This window comes from Actinosynnema sp. ALI-1.44 (genome assembly GCF_001984155.1).
Classification (GTDB): Bacteria; Actinomycetota; Actinomycetes; order Mycobacteriales; family Pseudonocardiaceae; genus Kibdelosporangium.
Map to the genome: position 1 here is coordinate 168,359 of NZ_MTQO01000046.1, position 16,020 is coordinate 184,378.

15 protein-coding genes are annotated in these 16,020 nt (G+C 67.2%); 10 read left to right on the top strand and 5 right to left on the bottom strand.

Going from position 1 to position 16,020, the window contains the following annotated elements:
• Nucleotides 1–46: 46 nt before the first annotated feature.
• On the top strand, nucleotides 47–1,093 hold the full coding sequence (locus ALI144C_RS23510) for a serine hydrolase domain-containing protein (RefSeq protein ID WP_076989302.1): 1,047 nt from the start codon (nucleotides 47–49) through the stop codon (nucleotides 1,091–1,093).
• A gap of 240 nt (nucleotides 1,094–1,333) precedes the next feature.
• Here ALI144C_RS23510 and ALI144C_RS23520 read toward each other — a convergent pair whose 3' ends face one another.
• Nucleotides 1,334–2,218 (bottom strand): helix-turn-helix domain-containing protein, encoded by an 885-nt coding sequence (locus ALI144C_RS23520; RefSeq protein WP_076989592.1) that lies wholly within the window; start codon nucleotides 2,216–2,218, stop codon nucleotides 1,334–1,336.
• A 105-nt stretch (nucleotides 2,219–2,323) separates the two neighbouring features.
• On the opposite strand from ALI144C_RS23520, the gene ALI144C_RS23525 reads away from it, so the two are divergent.
• Nucleotides 2,324–2,701, top strand: a complete 378-nt coding sequence (locus ALI144C_RS23525) for a DUF4333 domain-containing protein (protein WP_143230819.1) — start codon at nucleotides 2,324–2,326, stop codon at nucleotides 2,699–2,701.
• A 7-nt stretch (nucleotides 2,702–2,708) separates the two neighbouring features.
• On the opposite strand, the gene ALI144C_RS23530 is transcribed toward ALI144C_RS23525, so the two are convergent.
• Together ALI144C_RS23530 and ALI144C_RS23535 are read right to left on the bottom strand one after the other, a co-directional pair.
• Complete coding sequence (locus tag ALI144C_RS23530; protein ID WP_076989305.1) at nucleotides 2,709–4,010, bottom strand: M20/M25/M40 family metallo-hydrolase; 1,302 nt, start codon at nucleotides 4,008–4,010, stop codon at nucleotides 2,709–2,711.
• On the bottom strand, nucleotides 4,003–4,830 hold the full coding sequence (locus ALI144C_RS23535) for a M55 family metallopeptidase (RefSeq protein WP_193441219.1): 828 nt from the start codon (nucleotides 4,828–4,830) through the stop codon (nucleotides 4,003–4,005). The genes ALI144C_RS23530 and ALI144C_RS23535 overlap by 8 nt, the downstream gene beginning before the upstream one ends.
• A gap of 172 nt (nucleotides 4,831–5,002) precedes the next feature.
• Here ALI144C_RS23535 and ALI144C_RS23540 point away from each other — a divergent pair, with 172 nt between their 5' ends.
• The 7 genes from ALI144C_RS23540 (at nucleotide 5,003) to ALI144C_RS23570 (ending at nucleotide 13,530) form a co-directional block, all read left to right on the top strand.
• Nucleotides 5,003–6,754: an ABC transporter substrate-binding protein gene (locus ALI144C_RS23540; RefSeq protein ID WP_237774279.1), complete on the top strand. Its 1,752-nt coding sequence runs from the start codon at nucleotides 5,003–5,005 to the stop codon at nucleotides 6,752–6,754.
• 10 nt (nucleotides 6,755–6,764) lie between these two features.
• Nucleotides 6,765–7,790, top strand: coding sequence for an ABC transporter permease (locus tag ALI144C_RS23545; protein WP_076989307.1), 1,026 nt, complete (start codon nucleotides 6,765–6,767; stop codon nucleotides 7,788–7,790).
• Nucleotides 7,787–8,671, top strand: coding sequence for an ABC transporter permease (locus ALI144C_RS23550; protein ID WP_076989308.1), 885 nt, complete (start codon nucleotides 7,787–7,789; stop codon nucleotides 8,669–8,671). The genes ALI144C_RS23545 and ALI144C_RS23550 overlap by 4 nt, the downstream gene beginning before the upstream one ends.
• Nucleotides 8,668–10,284, top strand: a complete 1,617-nt coding sequence (locus ALI144C_RS23555; RefSeq protein WP_076989309.1) for a dipeptide ABC transporter ATP-binding protein — start codon at nucleotides 8,668–8,670, stop codon at nucleotides 10,282–10,284. Before ALI144C_RS23550 ends, ALI144C_RS23555 begins: the two co-directional genes overlap by 4 nt.
• Nucleotides 10,285–10,387: 103 nt before the next feature.
• Nucleotides 10,388–11,980 (top strand): polyprenol phosphomannose-dependent alpha 1,6 mannosyltransferase MptB, encoded by a 1,593-nt coding sequence (gene mptB, locus ALI144C_RS23560; protein WP_076989310.1) that lies wholly within the window; start codon nucleotides 10,388–10,390, stop codon nucleotides 11,978–11,980.
• Nucleotides 11,981–12,258: 278 nt separating this feature from the next.
• Nucleotides 12,259–12,870, top strand: coding sequence for a TetR/AcrR family transcriptional regulator (locus ALI144C_RS23565; RefSeq protein ID WP_076989311.1), 612 nt, complete (start codon nucleotides 12,259–12,261; stop codon nucleotides 12,868–12,870).
• Between the two features lie 84 nt (nucleotides 12,871–12,954).
• Nucleotides 12,955–13,530 (top strand): DUF3558 family protein, encoded by a 576-nt coding sequence (locus tag ALI144C_RS23570; RefSeq protein WP_076989312.1) that lies wholly within the window; start codon nucleotides 12,955–12,957, stop codon nucleotides 13,528–13,530.
• Nucleotide 13,531: 1 nt separating this feature from the next.
• Here ALI144C_RS23570 and ALI144C_RS23575 read toward each other — a convergent pair whose 3' ends face one another.
• The gene (locus ALI144C_RS23575) at nucleotides 13,532–14,638 is read right to left on the bottom strand and encodes a hypothetical protein (RefSeq protein WP_076989313.1); all 1,107 of its coding nucleotides are present in this window, start codon (nucleotides 14,636–14,638) and stop codon (nucleotides 13,532–13,534) included.
• A gap of 2 nt (nucleotides 14,639–14,640) precedes the next feature.
• The gene (locus ALI144C_RS23580) at nucleotides 14,641–15,045 is read right to left on the bottom strand and encodes a hypothetical protein (RefSeq protein WP_076989314.1); all 405 of its coding nucleotides are present in this window, start codon (nucleotides 15,043–15,045) and stop codon (nucleotides 14,641–14,643) included.
• Nucleotides 15,046–15,355: 310 nt separating this feature from the next.
• Here ALI144C_RS23580 and ALI144C_RS23585 point away from each other — a divergent pair, with 310 nt between their 5' ends.
• Nucleotides 15,356–15,949, top strand: a complete 594-nt coding sequence (locus ALI144C_RS23585) for a DUF3558 domain-containing protein (RefSeq protein WP_076989315.1) — start codon at nucleotides 15,356–15,358, stop codon at nucleotides 15,947–15,949.
• Nucleotides 15,950–16,020: the final 71 nt, after the last annotated feature.

Consider the following 16,020-nt stretch of genomic DNA (forward strand, 5'->3'; position numbering starts at 1 on the left):
GGCAGGGTTTCCCGGGTGTGGCCGGGCCGGTGCGAGGATGTTGACCATGGAGAGGGTGGCTGAGTTCGTCGAGGCCGAGGTGTCGGCCGGTCGGGTGCCGGGCGCTGTGGTGGGGGTCGTGCACCGCGGGCAGGTGGTCTTCTTGAAGGCTTTCGGGCATCGGGACAAGGCCCGCGGTGTTCCGATGACGCGGGACGCCCTGTTCTGGATCGCGTCGATGAGCAAGCCGATCACGGCGGCAGGGGCTTTGTTGCTGGTCGAGCGGGGTCAGCTTGTGCTGGATGAGCCGATCGGTGCGTATCTTCCGCAGTTCGCCGGGCGGCCGGTGCAGCCGAGCGTGCTTGATCTGCTCCGGCACACGGCGGGTATGCCAGAGGGGTTGCTCGGTGACTCGCCGGTGCACAAGTTGTACGCGGACGCGGTGGGCAATGGGATGACGGACCTGACCGGTGCGGAGTTCGTCGACAGGCTGAGCGCGTTGCCGCTGCTGCACGAACCGGGTGCGATGTGGCATTACGGCTGGGGGTTGGATCTCACGGGTTTGATCATCGAGTCCATCGTGGGCGCGTCGCTGGGTGACTTCCTGCGGGACGAGGTGTGCACGCCGTTGGGCATGTCGGACACCACCTTCGGTGTTCCGGCCGGGCAGGAGGACCGGTTCGCTCGCCCGTTGCCCCAGCACGTGCTGCCTGATCTGTCGATCGCGCGGTTCCATTCCGGTGGGGCGGGGCTGGTGAGCACGGCGGCTGACTACCTGCGGTTCGTCCAGATGTTGCTGGACAAGGGGAAGCCGCTGCTGGGCCGCAAGACGGTGAAGTACATGCTGTCGGATCAGTTGGCGCCGGGCACGGACACCAGCCGGTTGGAGAAGCCGGGGTGGAACCCGGGGCACGGTTTCGGTGTCGGGCTCGCGGTGCGGCGGCGGATCGGCGGTTTTCCCGCTCCGGGGTCGGTGGGGGAGGTGACGTGGCCGGGCGCGGGTGGCACCACGTGGTGGGCGGATCCGAGTGAGGATCTGGGTGTCGTCGTGATGGCGCACACCACGGCCAAGATCGAGCCGCAGCTCAGGGCGATCGTGCTGGCGTCGCTGTGAGCTGCGGCGCGTCTCGATGACTAGTTCTTATACTACGGACTTTGTTGAATTCATCATGACGAAATAAACGAAATCAAAGCCCCGACAAACGCCGGCCTCAGTGAAACGGGTGAATCTCGGTGATCCGGCCGTTCCACCGTAGGGGAGAGCGTCGGCCTGGTGCAGGACGTCGTCGGGGGAGAAGTACGGGGCGAGGTAGTCCGCCTCCGCGGCGTACATGCTGCGGAGGCGGACATGGGGTTACGCGCGCAGTGCGTCGATGACCCATTCGAACGCCGGGACCGCGGGCGGGCGCTGGGGCCAGCCGTTGATCGTGCCGAGCAGGGACCAGTAGCGCTCGACGCGGCGGTCGGTGAAGGTGGCCATCGTGTCGGCGAGTGTGCGGCGCTCGTCGACGGGCATTTCGGCGGGGATGATCCGGTGCAGGATCTCCTGTCCTTCGGGTGATGCCGGGTCGATGCCCGCGGCTTCGGCGGGGAGTGCGTGTTCGAACACGAGTGCCGGGTCGCCGACTTCGGGTTGGTCGGCGCCGGTGGATCCGGCGACGGCCATTTCGCGGACGCGGGCCTTGAAGGCCGGGTCTGCGACGAGTCCGGCGAGCTCGATCCAGGCGTCGACTTGTTCGGGTGTGGGGTCGTCGGGCAGTTCGGCTGGCATGATGCGCATGCCCTCGGGGATGCGTGCCCCTTCTGGCCGTGGTTCGACTCCCGCGAAGGCCTCGTCGACGAAGTCGTCGATGATGCGCTGCCGCTCCTGCGCGGACAGCTTGGCCAGTTCGTGCATCAGTTTCATCTCCTCGGTCGTACTGCCTCGTGCCGCGACCGAGCTGAGGACCGCGCGGCGTAGCCGCAGGGTGCGTATCTCGGTGTCCAGCGCGCGGACGTGGGCTTTGGCCACGTCGGCGACGGTGACCTGGTCGCGCAGGACTCGTTCGACGGTGTCGAGGTCGATGCCGAGTTCGCGCAGGGTGCGCACCAGGTCGAGGCGGGCGGCGGCTTCGGCGTCGTACATCCGGTAGTTGCCGGAGGTGCGTCCCGCGGGCGGGACGAGGCCGAGGTCGGACCAGAACCGCACGGTGCGCACCGGCAGGCCGGTGGTTCGGGCGAGTTGCCCGATGCTGAACATCTCGGTCACAGCACTCAGCCTCAACCTTCCAGTGACTGGAGACTCAACTGGATTATCGCGCCGGTCCGGTCGGGTCGCCGGTGTCCGGCTGGTAGAACTTCCGGCGTGACTGACGGAGAGGGTCAAACGGATCAAACGGGTCATCGTGCGCAGCGCGACACCGCGCGGACGGTCATGGCGTGGTCGTCGGTGGTGGTCGCGGCGTGCGCGGTGGCGGTGACGATCAAGGTGTTGAGCACGGACATCGCCTCGGCCAGGCCGCTACGGGTGTTGGACCAGCAGTCGTTGGAGCGCCAGGTGGCCGAGAAGGTCCAAGGTCTGCGGAAGGATGCTCTGGGCAGCGTGGAGTGTCCCACCTCGGTGGTGGTCGAGGTGGGCAGGCAGTTCGACTGCCGGGTTTGGGGCAAAACGAACCCGGAGACCGTGTACGTCAAGATCATTGATGACCAGGGCGAGCTGTCGATCTCGACATCTCCTCGGTGACGCTGCCCTAGACGACTGACAGGAAGTGGTCGAGGACGCGGGTGCCGAAGTGCAGTCCGTCGATGGGGACGCGTTCGTCGACGCCGTGTGCCATGGCGCGGTAGTCGAATCCTTGCGGTAGGGACAGCGGGGCGAAGCCGTAGCCGGGGATGCCGAGGCGGGCGAAGGCTTTGGCGTCGGTTCCGCCGCCCATGCAGTAGGGCACGACGATGGCGTCGGGGTCTTGTGAGCGGATGGCGGCGGTCATGGCGTCGAACCAGTGTGAGTCGGTGGGGGCTTGGATGGCGGGGTTGCGGTTGACGAATTCGCGGGTGACGCCGTCTTCGAGGAGGGCGTCGATGGTGGCGAGGAGTTCCTGTTCGGTGCCGGGCAGGGTGCGGGTGTCGATTTCGGCTGTGGCGGTGGAGGGGATGACGTTGACCTTGTAGCCGGCGTTGAGGACGGTGGGGCGGGTGGAGTTGCGGACGGTGTTTTCCACCAGTGGTGCGGCTGCGCCGAGGCGGGTGAGGGTGGTGTCGATGTCGGTCAGGTCGATGGGGATGCCGAGGGCGTGGCCGGTGCGTTCGAGGTATGCGGTGACGGCGGGGGTGAGGCGGACGGGCCAGGTGTGGTGGGCGATGCGTTCGAGTGTGGTGATGAGTTTGGTGACGGCGTTGTCGTCGTTGCGGCGGGAGCCGTGTCCGGCGCGGCCGGTGGCGGTGAGGCGGAGGTGGGCGGTGCCGCGTTCGGCGGTGCCGATGGGGTAGAGGCGTCGTGGTGTGCCGTCGGCGTGGGTGACGTGGTAGGAGTAGCCGCCGGATTCGCTGATGGTGGCGCCGCAGCCGTCGAAGAGGGCGGGGTGTTCGTCGACGAGCCATTCGGCGCCGTGTGCGCCGGTGTCTTCTTCGTCGGCGACGAAGGCGAGGACGATGTCGCGGCGTGGTGTGCGGTTGTCGCGGGCCCAGGTGCTCACGACGGTGAGGACCATGGTGACGAAGTCCTTCATGTCGGTGGCGCCGCGGCCCCAGACGTAGCCGTCGGCGATGTCGCCGGAGAAGGGGTTGCGGGTCCATTGGGCGGGGTCGGCGGGGACGACGTCGAGGTGTCCTTGGACGAGCAGGGCGGGCAGGCTGGGGTGGGTGCCGGGGATTCGGGCGACGACGTTGCTGCGGCGGGTGGCGCGTTCGAGCAGTTTGGACTCGATGCCCGCGGTGGCGAGTTCGGCGGCGACGAGTTCGGCGGCTTCGCGTTCACCTGCCGAGTGGCCGCCGCCGTGGTTGGTGGTGTCGATGCGGATCAGGCGTGAGCAGAGGTGTGCGACGTCATCCATAGATTCCCTCCACGGCTCCTGCGGCGATGGCGGTGACGATTTTGAATGCCTTCATGGCGTCGGTCATGGTGGCGGCGTCGAAGGCGACGCGGCGTTCGCCGGTGAGGTCGACGGTGGGGATGACCGCGGCGGCGTGGGCGAGGTGGGTGGCGTCGAATTCGATTTCGATGTGGTGTGGTGTGGTGGTTGCTTCGTAGGGGCCTGCTTGGTTCATGGCGTGGGTGGCTTCGGTGTGGATGAGTTCGGCGGTTTTGGCGGGTGGGAGGCAGATGGCGGCGTAGCGGCTGACGCATTGTTTGACGGCGGCGAGTCGTGCGTGGGGTGCGTAGTCGCGGGCGTCGTCGCAGGTTTTGTCGTCGCCGGTCACCAGGATCACCGGGACGCCGTGTTCGTGTGCCATGGCGGCGTTGAGTCTGCCTTCGCTGGCGTGGGTGCCGTCGAGCCAGACGCCGGTGATGGAGTTTTCGAGGTAGGTGTGGGCGAGGACGCCGTCGGTGCCCGCGCCGGTGTGGTAGCCGAGGAAGACGACGGCGTCCATTTGGGAGTCGATGCCGTGCATCATGGACAGTGGTTTGTGGCGTCCGGTGAGCATGGTTGCGCGGGTGTCGAGGTCTTCGAGCAGTAGGTTGCGTTGGGATGAGTGGGCTTCGTTGATCAGGACGCTGGTGGCGCCGCCGTCGTGGAGGCCTGCGACGCAGGCGTTGACGTCGGAGGTGAAGAGGCGTCGCATCCGCTGCCATTGTTCGGTGCCGGGGATGACGTCCTGGGTGTGGGTGACCCCGGTGGCGCCTTCCATGTCGGCCGATATCATGATCCGCACGTAGGCCACCGTAGAGGCTTAAGTTACGTCTTGGCAGTATCTGCCGGTACTCATTGACTTCTCTGGTTGATGAATGGTTACTTCTTTCCCAATTGTGGAGGAGAGGTGGTACGTCGTGCTGGTCGGACGTCGCTTGGCTGGGGCTGGGGCGGTGGTTGCGCTGGTGGCGGTCATGGCACCGTGGGTGACCGGTGTCGCGCAGGCTCAGGACGCGAAGGTGTTGCGGGCGGGGGTCACGCAGGATCTGGATTCGCTGAACCCGTTCATCACGGTCACCCGGATCGGTACTGAGCTCACCCGGTTGAACTACGAGTTCTTGACGACGTACGACCCGAAGGACTACCACCCGGTGCCGGGGTTGGCTGAGAAGTGGGAGACCTCGCCGGACAAGTTGACGTGGACGTTCACCATCCGTTCGGGTGCGAAGTGGTCGGACGGGCAGCCGATCACGGCGCAGGACCCGGCGTTCACGTTTTCCAAGATGATGTCGGACACGGCCGCGGCGACCGCGAACGGCAACTTCACGCAGGGGTGGGAGTCGGTGTCGGCGCCGGATGACCGGACGTTGGTGATCAGGACCAAGCAGCCGCGGTCGACGATGCTGGCGTTGGACGTGCCGATCGTGCCCAAGCACGTGTGGGAGAAGGTGACCGATTTCAAGGCGGAGCCGCCGTTGCCGTTGGTGGGGTCGGGTCCGTTCATCGTGCAGGACTACAAGGCGAGCCAGTTCATCAAGTTGAAGGCCAACAAGGACTACTGGCGGGGCGCGCCGAAGATCGACGGGTTGGACTTCGTGTACTACAAGAACGTGGACGCGGAGGTGCAGGCGTTGGTGAAGGGGGACATCGATGTGATGAACCGCCTGGTGCCCGCGCAGTACGACACGTTGAAGAAGGACCCGAACATCAAGTTGAACACCGGGGCGGGGCGTAGGCTCAACGAGATCCTGATCAACCCGGGTGCGACGTCGGCGGACGGCAGGCCGATCGGGGACGGCAATCCGGCGTTGAAGGATCCGCAATTGCGGAGGGCGATCGCGTTGGCGATCGATTCGAGGACGTTGGTGGACAAGGTGTGGGGCGGGTACGCGGCGCAGGCCGCGGGGTACATTCCGCCGGGGTTCTCGGAGTTTCACCTGCCGGAGCGGACGCGGTTCGATCCGGCTGAGGCGAACAGGATGCTGGACGCGGCGGGGTACGCGAAGGGCGCGGACGGGGTGCGTGCCGACAAGCAGGGCAAGCCGTTGAGGTTGCGGCTTTTGGGGCACGCGGGCACGAACCTGGACGAGCAGGCGTCGAAGTACCTGACGAACTGGTGGCGGGATATCGGGATCGCGGTGGAGCCGCAGATGGTGTCCGACCAGAAGGTCAACGACGCGACCACGGGCGCGGCGTTCGATCTGGCGTTCTCGGGGTGGAACGCGAACCCGGATCCGGATTACGTGTTGTCGTTGCAGACGTGTGGGGCGCGGCCGAACGCGGACGGTAAGGGTGCGACGCCGGATTCGTTCCTGTGTGATCCGGAGTACGACCGGTTGTACACCGAGCAGTTGCAGGAGACTGACCGGGGCAAGCGGGTCGAGATCGTGAAGAAGATGCAGCAGGTGCTGGCCGACCGGGCGACGTTGGTGATCCTGGGGTATGACAACCCGTTGGAGGCTTACCGGGCGGATCGGTGGGCGCCGTTCCAGACGCAGCCGGCCGATGGTGGCGTGATTCTGAACCAGCAGGGTTATTGGGGTCTGTACAGCGCCACGCCGGGCAGGACGACGGACGCGGCGGCGCCTGCGGCGGCGGGTGGCAGCGGCGGCGGCAACACCGGGTTGATCATCGGCCTGGTGGTGGCGGGTGTGGTGGTCGTCGGCGGGGTTGTGTTGCTGGTCGGGCGGTCGCGTCGGCGTGGCGCGGCGGACGAGCGAGAGTAGGTAGCTGGCGGTGACCGATTCCCTCGCGCCTGTCGAGGAGTCGATCGCGGAGGTCCCGCCGCCGTCACGCGGCGGCGGGGTTGTTCGCTATCTGCTCGCGAAGGTCGGTGGCGCGGTCATGAGTGTGCTCATGGTCGTGGTGTTGGGGTTCTTTTTGTTCCGGGTGATGCCCGGTGACCCGGTGTCGATCATGACGCGGGGTCGTCCGGTGTCGGGTGCGCAGTTGGAGGCGTTGCGGGCGCAGCACGGGTTCGACAAGCCGTTGCTGGTGCAGTTCTGGAACTACCTGGTGGGGTTGGTGCACGGGGATTTCGGGCAGTCGTACGCGTTCAACGCGCCCGCGGGGGTGATCATCGGTGAGCGGTTGGGTCCGACGTTGTTGTTGACGGGCACGGCGACGGTGCTGGCGGCGGCGTTGGGGTTGTGGCTGGGTGCGAAGACCGGGTGGCACCGCAACGGCCCGCTGGATAGGGGCAGCAGCGGTGTGGCGTTGGTGTTCTGGTCGATTCCGCCGTGGTGGTTGGGTGTGGTGTTGTTGATGATCGCTGGTGGGGTGTTCCCGACGGGCGGTATGCAGAGCCCGGACAGTCCGGCGGCGTTCTTCCCGCACGCGCTGGATGTGGCGCATCACATGGTGTTGCCGGTGTTCACGCTGGTGTTGGCGTTGTACGGGCAGTACCAGTTGGTGATGCGGGCGTCGCTGCTGGAGGAGATGAACTCGGATTATCTGACCACGGCGCGGGCGAAGGGGTTGCGCGACGATCTGGTGCGGCGGCGGCACGCGTTGCCGAACGCGTTGTTGCCGACGGCGACGCTGGTGTTCCTGCATTTGGGGATGGTGGTGTCGGGGGCGATCACGGTGGAGGCGGTGTATTCGTGGCCCGGGTTGGGCCAGTTGACCGCGGAGGCGTTGGCGTCCAAGGATCTGCCGTTGTTGCAGGGGATCTTCATCGTGCTGGTGATCGCGGTGGTGGTCATGAATTTGTTCGCGGACCTGCTGTTGCGGGTTTTGGATCCGAGGGTGCGTGCGTCATGACGTCACCGGCGTGGGCTCGTCGGCGGGATGCGGCGGGTAGGGCGTGGCGGGAGTTCGCGGCCAACCGGGGCGGGTTGGTGGGCTTGGTGGTGCTGGCGGTGTTCGTGCTGGTCGCGGCGCTGGGGCCGGTGCTGATCGACGACGCGGACCTGGATGTGACCCGGGCGACCGGGGATCGGTTGCGGTCGCCGAGTGGGGAGTTCTGGCTGGGCACGGACGAGAACGGCCGGTCGGTGCTGGCGTTGACGCTGTGGGGGACTCAGTTGTCGCTGGTGGTCGGGTTGGCCGCGGCGTTGTTGTCGGTGGTGATCGGCACGACGGTGGGGATCCTGGCGGGGCATTTCGGTGGCTGGTTGTCGGCGGTGCTGCTGCGGTTCACCGATTTCTTCCTGATCATGCCGTCGCTGGTGCTGGCGATCGCGTTGTCGGCGGTGCTGGACGGCGGGGCGGGCACGATCATCCTGGCGATCGGGGTGGTGTCGTGGCCGGCGAGTGCGCGGTTGGTGCGGGCGCAGACGCTGGCGGTGGAGGCGCGGCCGTACATCGAGCGGTCGCGGGCGTTGGGCGGTGGGCACGGGCATGTGATCTTCAAGCACGTGTTGCCGTCGGTGTTGCCGTTGGTGTTCGTGAACACGACGTTGGCGGTGGGGACGGCGATCGTGGCGGAGTCGACGCTGCGGTTTCTGGGGTTGGGGGACACGAACGAGATCACGTGGGGCGGGTTGCTGCGCTCGGCGGGCAGCAGCGGCGCGATCACGTACGGGGCGTGGTGGTATCTGTTGCCGCCGGGGATCGCGATCGTGTTGCTGGTGTTGGCGTTCACGTTGGTGGGACGCGCGTTGGAGACTGTGTTGAACCCGAAGCTGCGGGAGCGCCGGTGACCCCTGTTCTGGAACTTCGTGACCTGCGGGTGACCTACGCGGGTGGGCATGCGGCCGTGCGGGGCGTGGATCTGACGCTGCTGCCAGGGCAGACGCTCGGGTTGGCGGGGGAGTCGGGGTGTGGCAAGTCGTCGCTGGCGATGTCGGTGCTGCGGTTGTTGCCCAAGGACGCCCAGGTCAGCGGGGAGATCCTGCTGGACGGGGAGGACACGCGGGCGATGAGCTGGGGCCGGTTGCGGGCGGTGCGGTGGGCGTCGGCGTCGATCGTGTTCCAGGGCGCGATGCACGCGTTGAACCCGGTGCGGCGGGTCGGGACGCAGATCGCGGAGCCGATGCGGTTGCACGCGTCGTTGCCGGAGGATCAGGTCGAGGCGCGGGTGGCGCAGTTGCTGGCGCAGGTGGAGTTGCCGCCGGAGAAGGCGCGGGCGTATCCGCATGAGCTGTCGGGTGGGCAGAAGCAGCGGGTGATGATCGCGATGGCGTTGGCGTGTGGGCCGCGGCTGGTGATCGCGGACGAGCCGACGACGGCGTTGGACGTGATCGTGCAGGCGCAGGTGCTGGCGTTGGTCACGCGTCTGGTGGCCGAGCAGGGCATCGGTCTGGTGATGATCAGCCATGACTTGTCGGTGCTGGGGTCGGTGTGTGAGCGGCTGGCGGTGATGTACGAGGGTCAGGTGGTGGAGTTGGGGTCGGCGCCGACGGTGGTGCATGACCCGCAGCACGCGCACACGAAGGCGTTGGCGGCGGCGTTCCCGACGGTGGGTGACCCGGCGTCGCGGTATGCGCCGGCGACGACGAACCCGGCGGGGGTGCCGCCGAAGGTGGTGCCGCGGGCGGGGGAGCCGTTGTTGCGGACACAGGCGCTGCGGGTGGATTTCCGGCAGCGCGGCGGCGGGTGGATGCGGGCGGTCAACGACGTGTCGCTGGAGGTCGGGCGCGGCGAGATCGTGGCGTTGGTGGGCCAGTCGGGGTCGGGCAAGACGACGCTGGCGCGCACGGTGCTGGGGTTGCAGCAGCCCAGCGGCGGGCAGGTGTTGTATGACGGCAGGCCTCTGCCGCGTGGCTCGCGGGGGTTGCGGGAGTACCGGCGTGAGGCGCAGTTGGTGTTGCAGGACCCGACGAGCGCGTTGAACCCGCGGCACACGGTGTACGAGGCGGTCGCGGAGGGTTTGCGTATTCACCGGATGCCGGGTGATGAGCGGGAGTTGGTGGCAGCGGCGCTGGAGGCGGCGGAGTTGCGCCCGGCGGGGCGGTACATGCCGGTGTTGCCGCACCGTTTGTCCGGTGGGCAGCGGCAGCGGGTGGTGATCGCGGGCGCGTTGGCGTTGCGGCCGCGGTTGCTGGTGGCCGACGAGCCGGTGGCGTCGCTGGACGCGTCGGTGCGGGGCGAGATCCTGGCGTTGTTGCTGCGGCTGCGGGCGGAGCTGGGGCTGGCGGCGCTGGTGATCACGCACGACCTGGGGCTGGCGTGGAACATCGCCGACCGGGTCGCGGTGATGTACCGGGGTGAGCTGGTGGAGGTCGGTGAGGTGGAGCAGGTGCTGTTGGCGCCGCGGCACGAGTACACCCAGTCGTTGCTGGCGGCGTTGCCGGAAGTGGCTCCGGTGACATGACCGACGGACATGATCGACTCCAATACCACCGACCCGGCAGTGATCTGAACCACGGGTGGCCCTCACCGCACGTCGGGGCACGGTGTGTAACCTGCTAGACGCCATGGCCACCACCACAGATCCGGCGCCGAACCTGGACAACGCTTTGGGTGCTGACACCGACAAGACCGCAGAATCCGGCAAGCCCGCGACGGGCATGCCGGTGCGCACGATCGCGCTCGGCACGCTCGGCACCGTTCTGATCCTGCTCACGGCCGTCGGCGCGGCCGGGATCCTCGTTCGTGACCCGATCCTGGGCAACGGCCCCCTGTCGTGGTTGCGCTACGGCCACGGCAAGATGCTGGCCACGGCGGTCCTGTACATCGGGTTCGCGCTCGTGGTGTGGGCGTGGGTGCGGCTGGGCCGGCATGTGCTGGCCGGGCGCGTGAACGCCCGCGCGGTGCTGACCGCGGCGTTGTGCTGGATGGCGCCGCTGCTGTTCTCGCCGCCGGTGTTCACCCGGGACGTGTTCTCCTACCTCGGGCAGGGCATGCTGCCGCTGCACGGGTTCGACCCGTACATGGTCGGCCCGGCGCAGCTGGAGAACATGCCGGACATCTCCCAGAACGTGCACTCGTTCTGGCAGACCACGCCCGCGCCGTACGGCCCGATGTTCATCCTGGTCGCCAAGGGTGTCGTGTCGATCACCGGCAGTGACGCGATTCTCGGTGTGATCCTGATGCGCCTGGCCCTGGCGATCGGTCTCGGCCTGCTGATCTGGGCGCTGCCCGGCCTGGTCAGGCACCTCGGCGGGAAGCTGCCGGTGGCGTTGTGGCTCGCGGTGGCCAGCCCGATGACGGTGGTGCACCTGTTCGGCGGCCCGCACAACGACATCCTGATGGTGGGCCTGCTCGCGGCGGGCACGCTGTGTGTGCTCAACCGCAAACACGTGCTGGGGATCGTGCTGGCGACGCTGGCGATGGCGGTCAAAGCCTCGGCGGCGCCCGCGTTGCCGTTCCTGGTGTGGGTGTGGGCCAAACACCTGACGTCGACGTTCTGGCGGAACTTCGTGCGCGCCGCGGCCCTGTCGATCGGGATCTTCGCGGTGACGTTCACCGCGGTGACGCTGGCCGCGGGCGTGAACCTGGGCTGGTTCCCGGCGTTGCGGGCCCCGGCGATGATCGTGAACTGGATGTCGCCGCCGACCGCGGTGGGCGAGTTCCTGCACTGGCTGACCGCGCTGGTGTTCAACGTGTCCAAGGACCCGTTCGTCCTGGTCACCCGCACCATCGGTGCGTTGCTCCTCGGGTATGTCTTCGTCAAGCAGTGGTGGGCGGCGCGCGACGGCGGCGCCGACGCGGTCCGCCGGATGGCGATCGTGCTGCTGGCGGTGGCGCTGCTGTCCCCAGCGACCCTGCCCTGGTATCTGACGTGGGGTTTCGTCATCGCCGCGGCGTTGCCGTGGAACCCCAAGCGGCTGCCGATGGTGGTCGGCCTCGCGGTGTTCCTCGTGCTGACCTACTCACCGGCCGGTGAGGACCAGCTGTACAACTACCCGTTCATGGCCGCCGCGATCCTGGTGTCCATCCTGGCGGCGAAGGCGCTGACCACGATCGACCCGCTGAACATGTTCGGCCACAAACGGCCCGCGCTGGTCGACGTCGGCCCGGCACCGAAACCGGCGGCGGGTGAACCGAAAGACCCCATCGCGGACTGAACTGTCTGCGCGTCAGGCCCGGTCGGCACAGTGCCGACCGGGCCTGACGCGTCTCTGCGGTCACCTACCGCTACCGCGAACACGTTCGGATGATCTTCGAACGACCCGGTCGTGACCCCCGCCTCCGGCGGCGTCCGGTGGAGGCGGGGGAGCGGCCCGAGGTCCAGGCCCGGTCACCCCGCTCGGCCCACCGGCCGGGAACCCGGCCGCCCGGTCAGTGCCGGGCTGTGACCGGGCCCGCACACAGGGTGGTTGATCATGGGTGTTAGGTTGCGGCGATGCAGTCGAAGACCCGCACGATCGGCCGGGACGGTCCGTCGTTCATCGAGGTGGCCCGGCGCGCGCAGATCGTCGAATGCGCCATCGAAACCATCGCCGCCCTCGGCTACGCCCAGGCGTCGCTGAACCAGATCGCCGAGCGCGCGGGCATCTCCAAAAGCGTGATCTCCTACCACTTCACCGGCAAGGACGAACTGATCCAGCAAGTGCTGGCGGACGTCAACCAGGCCGCCGCGGCGGCGATGTGGCCGAAGGTGCAGGCGGAAACCACCTCGGCCGGGATGCTGCGCGCCTACATCCAGTGCCACCTGGACTTCATGCGCACCCACCCCCACCACGTCGCCGCAGTCGCCGAAATCCTGATCTACCACCGCACCCAGACCGCCCTCGACGCGGACACCACACCCCTGGAAGAACGCCTGCGCCAAGGCCAACGCGACGGCGAGTTCCGCCAGTTCTCCCCCCGCCTGATGGCCTGGACCATCCGCGCCGCCCTGGACGAGATCGCCCGCCAATACGTCGCCAACCCAAGCCTGGACCTCGACGAATGCGCCCGGGAACTCGTCGGCACCTTCACCACCGCCACCGCGGCCGTCCCCGCCATCCACTGACCCGCCGTCGGTGTGCGCGAAACGGGCATGTCGATCACCCCAGGTCGGCTACGCTGAGCGACGGTCCACTGACGGGGGAGAAACATGAGGCGCCTCGCGGCCCTGGCACTACTACTGACCCTGACCGTCGCCTGCGACAACAGCACCACCACCACCCCACCACCCACAACAACCAGCACCACAACACCGCGCACCACGCCGAACAGCCCGCAGGCGCCCCGCGTACCCACACCACTGGACGCCACCGAGTTCGCCGCCGCCCCATGCCGAAGCCTCACCGACCCGCAGCAGAAACAGTTCGCCCTCAACCCAGGACGGACCAGCGGCGTCGCCCAGGAAGGCAACACGTGCTTGTACGAGTACATCAACGGCACAGCAGGGTCGGTCGCGGTGGTGTACGCCGTGAAGGTCCCGACCGGCCTCAGTTCCCGGTACGCCGAGAAAGCCGCGGGCCGGTGGCCCCATTGGCAGGTCCTCGACATGAACGGATACCCGGCAGTCGCCTATGCCGTGCCCGCGGGGGAATGCAACGTCGCCGTAGGTATCACCGACACCCTGTACTTCTGGGTGACCGCCGGCGACAAACCGGGCGCCGCGAAGTGCTCGACGTCCCAGGATGTCGCGTCGGCGGTCCTGTCCACGCTCCGAACCGGTCACTGACCTACTTGCCGGCAGCCTCGAAATACGTGTGATACCGAGGAACCGACATGGACGTCGCCGCGCTGTTGGGCACCGTGCTGTACTCCCGTCCGGAGCGCAGCTCGTCGAGCTTGGTGCGCAGCTTCGCATGCAGGTCCGTGACGGCCTGTGCTGTGTCACGCTCGATCTTCGTCACCGCGTCGAGATACTGCTTGGCCGAGTCGCGCAGGTAACGCTGGTCCTCAATGAGCAGTTGGTTCTTCTTGTCACCTTCCTTGGCGGTTTTCATCGCCTCTCCGATCGCCTCCACGACCACCACCTGGAGGAGCTTCGCCGCGGTGGGGGCGGTCGCGCCCCCACTGATCACCATCGTCACGCCCGCGACCAAGCCGGTCACGGCCACGGAGAACAAGTCGAGGATGACGCCCCCGCCGCCGCTGTGATACCAGTCGTGCTGCGCGAAGGTCTTCGTCATGGCCCTCATCAACGCGGCCATGTCCTCGCTGGCCTTGTGGAAGATCGCTCGATATCGCACGAGGTGTTCGGCCAACACGTAGAAACAGTTCTCGGTGTAGACCTGGTAGCGGATGACGTCGTTCTCGTACTCGTTCGCCGCGAGTCGTCCCAGGCCAAGCCAACTGTTGCGGACCTCGAACCAGTTCATGCGCACCGGGTGCATCTCCTTGTACCGGGTGGCGTCGACAGGTGACTCCACGTCCGGTGCCTTGCCCGCGGTCTTGCCTTGAGGGTCGGTGCCGGTGAAGTAGCCCTTCGCGATCTTCCGGTAGGTCGGCTCGATGACAGTGTCGCTGACACCGCTGACGGCCTGCGCGGGCCTGAAGAACACGCCGGGATCCGCCGAGTACCCATCGATGACCGACACCGTCACGTACTGCGCGGTGTCCTGGTCCAGACTCGGTATCCGCTGGGGCATCTCGGCGTCCGTGGGGACGTGACCGCTGCGATCCGGGCCTGTCGCACGGTAGATACGAGGGCCGTCGTGCGACTCGGGGCGCAGCAGGTAGTCGATCCAGGCGTTGAGTTCGGCGGCCGCCGCGGCGAGTTCGGGGTCGGTGGCGGCGTTGATTCCGGCGACCGGTCTGGGCTGCTGACCAGGTGGTAGCACCATGGCTAGTACCCCATGTCTTCCAGCTGATTCTCGATCGACTGGAACCTGGTCGCGATCCGCTGCTCGTTCTGCTGCGAGCGTGCGATGACATCGAGGAGCACACCCTTGTACTCCGCCATGGACTCGACGAGGTCGGTTTGGTCTTGCTTCAACCAACGCAGCTGGTATTCAACCTCGTTGAGGAATGAACCGCTGGCATCCTGGACGATGTTGTTGCCGACGCCGCCGAACCATCCCGCCGCGTGGCTGGCGTGTGCCGCGGCGATCTCGCCGTGCGCGTGCGCGTATCCCTCGGCGATGGCGGTGAGCTCGTGGACGACAGGCGTCACGTACCACTCGATGGCCTTCGCCATGCTTACCGGGTCGAGCGCGAAGTCAGCTTGCCTGCCTGCCTCTGGTGTGGTCATCGTGAGTCCCCTCCTCGTGTGCGTCCGTCACGGGCGCGTCGCACATCGTGACAGAAACCCATCGCGGGCCGTAGCGGATTCACTACCAAAGGGCACGACCAGCCCAGCACGATCACGCTACGCATCCCCACCACCCACCTGACAGCACATGCCGGGTATCACCCCCGCAACGGTCCGCCATTCGGCGAGGTACGACGGCCGTCCCCGCTATCTGATGCGCCGTCCCTGTCGACGAGGACTGCGCGAAACGGGCCTGTCGACCACCTCAGGTCGGCTACGCTGTGCGACGGTCCACTGACGGGGGAGAAACATGAGGCGCCTCGCGGCCCTGGCACTACTACCACTAACCCTGACCATCGCCTGCGACAACAGCACCACCACCACCCCACCCACAACAACCAGCACCACAACACCGCGCACCACACCGAACAGCCCGCAGGCCCCACGCGTACCCACACCGCTCGACGCGGTCGCGTTCACGACCGACCCCTGCCGCAGTCTCACCGACAACCAACGCCAGCGACTCGGCGTCGACAAAGGCGAAGTCACCGAGATCGCCCGAGAAGGCGTGAGCTGCTTCTACCGATATCCCGGCGGCACGCCCAGCGCTGTTTCCGTCACGTACGCGACCAAGGACCAAGCCGGGCTCAACTCCCGGTACAACCAGCACGCGGCGGGATTCTTCAACTACTGGGCACCGGACACCGTCGACGGCCACCCCGCGCTGGGATACGGCGCCAGCGATTCAGCCGACCCGAACCCCCGGACATGCAACTTCGCCATCGCGCTGACCGACACGCTCTACTTCTGGGTGACCGCCGACGACACACCCGGCGCCGCGAAATGCTCGGCAACCAAAGAGGTGGCGTCGGCGGTCCTGGCAACGATCAAGGCAACGCGGTGACCCTCAGCGATTGAAATAGCCCCCGCCATCCGCTGAGCGCGTCCCAGTCCACGATGCGGACTGTACGAAAC